Below are 7,528 nucleotides of genomic sequence, written 5' to 3'. Positions count from 1 at the left end.
GCCAGCTATGCCGCAGCCGGCAATGAAGCGCAGGAGCGCATAGCGAAGATGCAGCGCGACAACGAGATGTCAGAGGCCATTCGCCTACACCGCCCGCTGGTGGGCATGACTGTTGCGCAATTGCAGGAGGCCATGGGGCCGGCCACGAAAGTCAATGCCGACATTTCGAGAACGACCACAACATTCCAGGCGGCGCGTATCTGATCGCCGCTGCCGCTATCGGTGTAGATATCGCCTATGTTCTGACGGGACAGCGCGTTGGCGGCGCATCAGCACCAGCACCAGCACCTGCGCGGGCGGTGTCGGATGGTGACCGCGTGCTGCTGGACAACTTTCACGCAGCGCCGGCCCAGGTGCAAGCTGGTATCAAGACGACGCTTGGGGCGTTTGCGCCTAAGGGAGATAGAGTAAAGAGCGGAAAGCGTGCGGCATGACACCCCGCGCGCGCGTGGCACTGCGTTTTGCAAATACCGCGTCGGCGCGGCATTTGGAGACGGGCGCACCCCGCGCGCGCGTGGCGCCGGCCTTTTTCAAATTACTCGACGTCGAGTAATTTGAGCGCACCCCGCGCGCGCGTGGCACCGGCCAAATACCGCCTCTGGGCGGCATTTGGAGACGGGCGCACCCCACGGCGTTTCCTTTTCCCGGATTGATGACCTCAGCGTAGCCCGGGCATTCCAATTGCAAACAATGGCGCACTCCATTTAGCGCTGATCGCGCGCGCACTGCATCCTGCCGTGCATGAATTCCCCTGTCGTCCGCACACGGCACTCCGGCGCAGGGGTGCCTAATGGATAACCGCATCGCCATAGCCGCCCTGGCGCTGTCCGCCACAGGGCTTGTCTATATCGCCCAGCGCGAAGGCTACAGCGAGCGCGCATATCCTGATGCAGTGCATGGCGCCAAGGTGCCAACGGTGGGCTTCGGCTCCACGGCCGGTGTGAAGATGGGCGACACAACCACGCCAGTGCGCGCTCTAGTGCGGTTGCGTGCCGATGCCAGCGAATACGAAGTTGCTTTGAAGCGCTGCCTGGATGTCCCGCTGCATCAGCGCGAGTGGGATGCATTCGTTGGCCTTGCCTACAACGTAGGCGCCACCACGGTGTGCAAGAACAACGACCGCACCGGCCCCAGCGCGTTGGTGCGCCGCCTGCATGCGGGCGACTACCACGGTGCATGTGACGCCATCTTGCTCTATGACCGCGCCGGGCCTGTGCGCCAGCAACTGGACCGGTGCAGCCACCCTGACAACCGCACATGCAGGGGCGTGTGGACTGATCGCAAGCACCTGCGCTCCATGTGTCTGGGTGAACCCATGGAGGCCACGCCATGAGCCTGCGCGTCATAGCTGCCGTGGTACTCACCCTGGCCGTAGTGCTGGGCGTGCGCGCTTGGAACGTGCACCTGATAGCCCTCGGTGACGCCCAGGGTGCTGAGCGCGTGCGTGGGGAGTGGCACCTGGCTGAGACCAAGCGAAGCGCCGAACTGATGCAGGCCGAGGCCGAAGCCGGGCGGCGCCGCGCCTTGGCAGAGACCCTTGCTCGCGAGGATGAGCAGGCCAAGCAGATTCAAGCCGAAAGGATCGCCCGTGAACAAGCACAACGTGAGGGCGCTCTGCGCGCCGCTGTTGGCCGCGCTGACGCTCGCAACCGCAGCCTGTTCGACACCATCGCCGAGCTCAATGCGCAACTCGCCCATGGTGGCAATGACATGCCCGGCACCATCAAGATTGCCGACACCTCCACCATCGTTGATGCTGCCCGCACCGCCCGCGAGCTTCTCGCAAGCTGCAGCAGCAGATATGCAGCAGTGGCAGCAGAGGCTGACCGACTCGGCAACCAAGTGAGCGGGCTGCAGGACTTTGTTCGTACCGTTGTTCCCAACGCCCAGGAGCCCATTTCCCATGATCTTTGAGATGACGCTGACCAACTTCATCACGGTGGCCTCATTGTTCATTGCGGCGCTGTGGGCACTACTGAAGGTGATTAGCCGCCAGGGGGAGAAGCGCATCAGCGAGCGCTTCGATGCACTGGGCAAGGTGATGGCGGATATCGCTAAAACGCAGGACCGCAACGCCTCTGCCACGCTGGAGCTGGAGAGAGAGTTCCGCAAGCACCAGGCTGACATGGCGCGTGAGTACCTGCGGCGCGATGACTTCGTGCGCCACGTTGGAATCATCGAGACGCGCATCGACAACTTCGCGCTGCGCATGGAGCGGAGCCTGGATCAGTTGGGAGTGAAGAAGTAATGATCGATATCGCAAAAATCCGACGCGAGGACATTCGCTGGCACCTGCTGCAGGCCATCAATTTGAGCCGCCCCGTTGGCATCTACACGGAGCCGCTTTTGGTGATCGTGCGCTCTGTGTACCCCGATGCGACACACCAGGAAGTGCGCCTGAACCTGGACTATCTGGAGGAGCGCGATATGGTGCGCATCACCAAGGATGCCATGGACCGCTGGATGGTGGACCTGACACGCTCAGGCATCGACTTCGTGGAGTACACGATCGACGCGCAGCCCGGCGTGGCGCGCCCCAAGATCACGCAGGTGTAAGCCATGCCCCGTCGCAGCAAAGTGCATGAGCTGCCGCCCGAGCTCAAGGAGTGGCTGGACGCCGAGCTGGTGAAGCGCGGATTTGGCGACTACGTGCAGTTGGCGGTCGATCTGAAGAAGCGCGGTGCCGATATCTCCAAGTCAGCACTGCAGCGCTATGGCTCACCCTTTGAGCAGCGCATGGCCCAGCTGAAGATGGCCAGCGAACAGGCCCGCGCCCTGGTGGACGCAGCTCCTGACGATGAGGATAAGCTGGGCGCGGCCGTGGTGCGCATGACGCAGGAGAAGATTTTCAACCTGCTGATGGACCTGGATATCAACGCTGAGGACGTGGACGTGAACAAGCTGTTCAAGAACGCGGCGGAGATTGGCAAGGCCAGCGTGACGCAGAAGCGCTTCAGCATCGAGGCGCGGGCGGCCATTGAGGCCGAGGCGCGGCGCAAGGCGTTTGAAGATGCCAGTGCCACAGCTGCAGCTGCCGCGAAGCAGCAAGGCCTGTCGGCGGAGGGCGTCGGCGCGCTGCGCGCCGCCATCATGGGGCAGCTCTGATGCAGCAGACAGCCGTCGTCCAGGCAGCGCGCATCCTGATGCAGTACCAAGTGGACTGGATTGCCGACCAGTCCCCGGTGAAGATCATCGAGAAGTCGCGCCGTATCGGTATCAGCTACGCCGAGGCGGCTGACGATGTGCTGTATGCGGCCAGCGCTCAGGGAGCCAATGTCTATTACATCTCATACAACAAAGACATGACTGCGGGCTTCATTAGCGACTGCGCAACATGGGCGAAGGCATTCAACGCTGCGGCCGGGCAGATCGAGGAGTCGGTGATTGAAGAAGAGGACAAGCAAATCCTCACCTACACGATAAAGTTCGACAGCGGACACATGATCCAGGCGTTCACCAGCAACCCGCGCAATCTGCGTTCCAAGGGGCGGCCCGGTGAGCGCCTGGTGATCGATGAAGCGGCGTTCGTGGACGACATCAATGAACTGCTGAAGGCGGCTATGGCCATGACCATGTGGGGCGGCCAGATCCGCATCATCAGCACGCACGATGGGGCGGACAACCCGTTCAACGAGCTGATCAACGATGTGCGTGCGGGCCGCTACGACTACAGCTTGCACCGCGTCACGCTCGACGATGCGCTGCGCGATGGCCTGTACCGCAAGATCTGCGCGGTTACTGGCCGCGTGTGGTCGGCCGAGGCCGAGGCCGCCTGGCGCAAGGCGACGATAGACCGCTATCGTCCAAACGAGGACGAGGAGCTGTTCTGTATTCCGGCCCAGGGCGGAGGCGCCTGGCTCACTCGCGCGCTGGTGGAAAGCCGCATGCGCGAGTGGCCTGTGATCCACTTCAACGGTACGCAGGAGTTCAACAACGCAACGCCGGATCTGCGCAAGCGAATCATGGGGGACTGGATCGGCGACGTGCTGCAGCCGCTGCTCAAGTTCGAGCCTGGACTTCGTCACGCATTGGGCATGGACTTCGCGCGCACCGGAGACCTGTCGTCTATCGCTCCGATCGAGATCGAGACGAACCTGCACCAGCGCATCCCCTTCATCGCCGAGATGAAGAACGTGCCCTACAACCAGCAGCTGCAGGTGCTGTTCGCCATCTGCGACAGACTACCGCGCAAGTCTGGAATGGTGATTGACAGTCGGGGCAACGGCAGCTACGTGGGCGAGGCAGCGCACGACAGGTATGGCTCTCTTGTGCAGCGTCTGATGCCCACTGAAGGGTGGTACCGGGACAATATGCCTTCCTACAAGGCAGCGCTTGAAGATGGAACCCTCTGGCTTCCCAAGCACGACGGCCTGCTGCAAGGGCACCGTTCGATCAGGCTTATACGGGGCGTTCCCCGAATGCCTGAGGCTACCAATAAGGAGATCGGCCACGGTGATAGCACCATGGCATGCATTTACGCGCACGCCGCGGCTTGCTTGCAGCGCATGCAGATCGACTTCACCGCCGCGCCGCAGCTGCCGCGCGGCTTCGACAACCTCGGCGCGACCGGCAGCGAGATGGACGAGGACACCCTTGCCCTGGTCGAGTCGCGCGCCACCTGGTGACTGACATGGCAACCTCCCGCATTCTCGGCCCAGACGGCCAGCCCATCTCGATGCCGGACTTGTCCGCGCCGCAGACCGCACGGCTGCAGCATCTGCAGCGGGAGCTGCAATCGCACCCCACGCGCGGGCTCACGCCTTCTCGCCTGGCGAAGATACTGGACGCGGCCGAGACCGGCGACTTGGTCGCCCAGTTCGAGCTGTTCGAGGACATGGAAGAGAAGGACGGACATATTGCCGCCGAAATGAGTAAGCGCCGCCGCGCCTGCGTGCTCGACTGGGACGTAGTTCCACCAAACGGGGCAGACGCCGCGGAGAAGAAGTATGCCGCGCAGCTGGGCGAGCTGCTCATGGAGATTCCCGACTTCGAAGACATGGTGTTCGACCTGACGGACGCGATCGGCAAAGGCTTTGCGTGCCTGGAGATCGAATGGCACCGCGTCGAAGGCTACTGGGTGCCAAAGAGCGTCACGCACCGCCCGCAGAGCTGGTTCACGCTGCACCGCGGCTATCGGCAGGAACTGCGGCTGCGATCCAACAACGTGACGGATGGTGTCATCGGTGACACGCTCACGCCTTTCTGCTGGATCACCCACGTCCACAAGGCCAAGAGCGGCTATCTGGAGCGCTCGGCGCTGTTTCGCCAGCTGGTGTGGACGTACCTGTTCAAGAACTACAGCGTGGGCGACCTGGCCGAGTTTCTGGAGCTTGTCGGCGTGCTACGCCTGGGCAAGTATCCTCCCAACGCCAGTGAGAAGGAAAAGGCCACGCTGCTGCGTGCGCTCTCGGCCATCGGCCATAACGCCTCTGGCATCATCCCAGAGGGGATGCTGATCGACTTCCACAACGTGGCGCCGGGTGATCCAAAGGCCTTCGCTCTCATGATCGAGTGGTGCGAGCGCAACCAGTCCAAGGTGATCCTGGGCGGCACGCTCACCAGCGGCGCCGATGGCAAGGCGAGCACCAATGCCTTGGGTAACGTGCATAACGAGGTGCGCAAAGACCTGCGCGACGGCGATATCCGCCAGGCCAACACTACGCTCACACGCGACCTGGTGTTTACCGTGGCCTCGCTCAACGGGCTGGCGCCTGGCGGTCAGCGGCGCCTGCCGCAGTTTCGATTGAAGACGCAGGAGCGCGACGACCTGACTGCGTTCAGCCAAGGACTGCCGGCGCTGGTCAACATGGGAGTGCGCCCGCCTGTCTCGTGGGTGCATGAGCGCCTAGGCATCCCTATGGCGCAGGGCAAGGAGCTGGTACTCATGCCGCTGCAGCAGGCGGTGCCTGGCACGCTGCCTTCGGCACTGGCCGCTGCCACGGCGCAGGTGGCCGTTCCAGCAGTACCCGGTGTGGCGCCGCCGCCCGTGCAGATGCAGACAAGGATGGCGGATAACCTGGCACCGGCCGTGGGTGCATGGATCGACCAGGTGCGCGAACTGGTGATGCGCGCGCAGTCACTCGCCGAGATTCGTGATGGCCTGGACGCACTGCTGCCGGGCATGACGCTGGATCAGTACGCATCCGCCATGGCCGTGGCTCTGCGCGCCGCCGAGATGGCGGGCCGCTATGAGGTCATGCAGGAGGCAGCCGGCGGGTTTGGTGGCGGATCCGCGTAATGCCGTTCGCCGCCTATGGATCGCTGCCATTCGCCGAGCAGGCGGAATTTTTCCGTCGCAAGCTCAACCTGCCCACCGACGGGTGGACCGACATCTACACCAGCGAGCACGACTGGGCCTTCGTCGTGGCCGGCGCCAACCGCGATGCCATCGTGGCCGACTTTCGCGCGGCGGTGGAGAAGGCCATCGCGGGGCAATCCACCCTCGAAGACTTTCGCAAGGACTTCGACCGCATCGTCGCCCAGCACGGATGGGACTACAACGGCGGGCGCAACTGGCGCAGCCGCGTCATCTACGACACCAACCTGGCCACCAGCTATGCGGCGGGCCGCTGGCAGCAACTGCAGGCCGCGCCGTTCTGGCAGTATGAGCACCAGGACTGGGTGCAGCACCCGCGCGAGCTGCATGTGAAATGGGACGGGCTGGTGTTGGAGCGCGATAACCAATGGTGGCAAACGCACTTCCCTCCCAACGGTTGGGGTTGCCAGTGCAAGGTGCGCGGCCTGTGGCCGCATGACCTGCAGAAGTTGGGTAAGAGCGGCCCCGACGAGGCCCCGACCGTCAATTTTCTGGAGCGGGAGATCGGTCAACGCAGCATCAATGGCCCGCGTATTGTGCGCGTGCCAGAGGGCATCGATCCTGGCTTTGAATACGCACCTGGCAGCGCGCGGTTGCGCGGCGCCATACCGCCAGAGCGGCCCACACCCATTGGCGGCGGGCCTGGCAGCGCGGTCAGCCTGGGCTTGCCAAACCTGCGCCCGGCCGATCCGCTGCCCGCGCCCCGAGCGCTTCCTGCTTCAGCCGTGTTGCCATCAGGTATGTCCGCCGAGGCCTATGTTGGCGAATTCCTTGGCAGCTTTGGAGCCACGCTTTCAGAGCCTGCCGTCGTGCGCGACGTGATCGGCGAGCGTCTGGTTGTGGGCAAGGAGTTGTTCCAGGACGCACAAGGCGAGTGGAAGGTGTTCAAGCGCGGACGGGAGCGCTACCTACCGCTTCTCGCCCAGGCATTGCAGGCCCCCGATGAAATCTGGGCGAGGGTGGAATGGCTGCACGCTGCCGGCCGTGCCGCCGTGCGGCGTCGCTACGTGGCGCGGTTCTCGGTCGATGGACAGGAGACACCCGGCCTAGTGGTGTTCGAACTGGGAGCCGATGGCTGGGCTGGCATTACGGCGTTTCCGCCCGCACCGGGCGCCTACGTTGAGGACTTACGCGTCGGCGTGCGCCTGTACCGCCGTGAGGAATGAGAAAGGCCAGCACGCCGCCACATGCTGGCCCGCCCGGACGTGGGAT

The 7,528-nt window shown here is 63.7% G+C and carries 9 protein-coding genes; all 9 read left to right on the top strand.

Annotated elements, in window-relative coordinates; all coding sequences use genetic code 11:
* Window positions 1–204 (top strand): hypothetical protein (locus tag PY257_RS16205; protein WP_275743693.1); only part of this gene is annotated, 204 nt, incomplete at its 5' end.
* A gap of 586 nt (window positions 205–790) precedes the next feature.
* On the top strand, window positions 791–1,333 hold the full coding sequence (locus PY257_RS16200) for a glycoside hydrolase family protein (RefSeq protein ID WP_275743690.1): 543 nt from the start codon (window positions 791–793) through the stop codon (window positions 1,331–1,333).
* Window positions 1,330–1,914, top strand: a complete 585-nt coding sequence (locus PY257_RS16195) for a DUF2514 domain-containing protein (protein ID WP_275743687.1) — start codon at window positions 1,330–1,332, stop codon at window positions 1,912–1,914. Before PY257_RS16200 ends, PY257_RS16195 begins: the two co-directional genes overlap by 4 nt.
* Before the next feature lies 1 nt (window position 1,915).
* On the top strand, window positions 1,916–2,248 hold the full coding sequence (locus tag PY257_RS16190) for a hypothetical protein (RefSeq protein WP_275743686.1): 333 nt from the start codon (window positions 1,916–1,918) through the stop codon (window positions 2,246–2,248).
* Window positions 2,248–2,556 carry a hypothetical protein gene (locus tag PY257_RS16185; RefSeq protein ID WP_275743684.1) on the top strand — a complete coding sequence of 103 codons (309 nt, stop codon included), beginning with the start codon at window positions 2,248–2,250 and terminating at the stop codon, window positions 2,554–2,556. Before PY257_RS16190 ends, PY257_RS16185 begins: the two co-directional genes overlap by 1 nt.
* A gap of 3 nt (window positions 2,557–2,559) precedes the next feature.
* Window positions 2,560–3,105 carry a phage protein Gp27 family protein gene (locus PY257_RS16180; RefSeq protein WP_275743682.1) on the top strand — a complete coding sequence of 182 codons (546 nt, stop codon included), beginning with the start codon at window positions 2,560–2,562 and terminating at the stop codon, window positions 3,103–3,105.
* Window positions 3,105–4,625, top strand: coding sequence for a terminase large subunit domain-containing protein (locus PY257_RS16175; RefSeq protein WP_275743680.1), 1,521 nt, complete (start codon window positions 3,105–3,107; stop codon window positions 4,623–4,625). The genes PY257_RS16180 and PY257_RS16175 overlap by 1 nt, the downstream gene beginning before the upstream one ends.
* A gap of 5 nt (window positions 4,626–4,630) precedes the next feature.
* Window positions 4,631–6,238 carry a DUF935 domain-containing protein gene (locus PY257_RS16170; protein WP_275743679.1) on the top strand — a complete coding sequence of 536 codons (1,608 nt, stop codon included), beginning with the start codon at window positions 4,631–4,633 and terminating at the stop codon, window positions 6,236–6,238.
* Window positions 6,238–7,482 (top strand): PBECR2 nuclease fold domain-containing protein, encoded by a 1,245-nt coding sequence (locus tag PY257_RS16165; protein ID WP_275743677.1) that lies wholly within the window; start codon window positions 6,238–6,240, stop codon window positions 7,480–7,482. Before PY257_RS16170 ends, PY257_RS16165 begins: the two co-directional genes overlap by 1 nt.
* Window positions 7,483–7,528 lie beyond the last annotated feature (46 nt).

The organism is Curvibacter soli, from assembly GCF_029211125.1.
Lineage (GTDB): Bacteria > Pseudomonadota > Gammaproteobacteria > Burkholderiales > Burkholderiaceae_C > Curvibacter_A > Curvibacter_A soli.
Note: the sequence above shows the minus strand (reverse complement) of the source record. Positions and strands in the feature narration are given on the sequence as shown.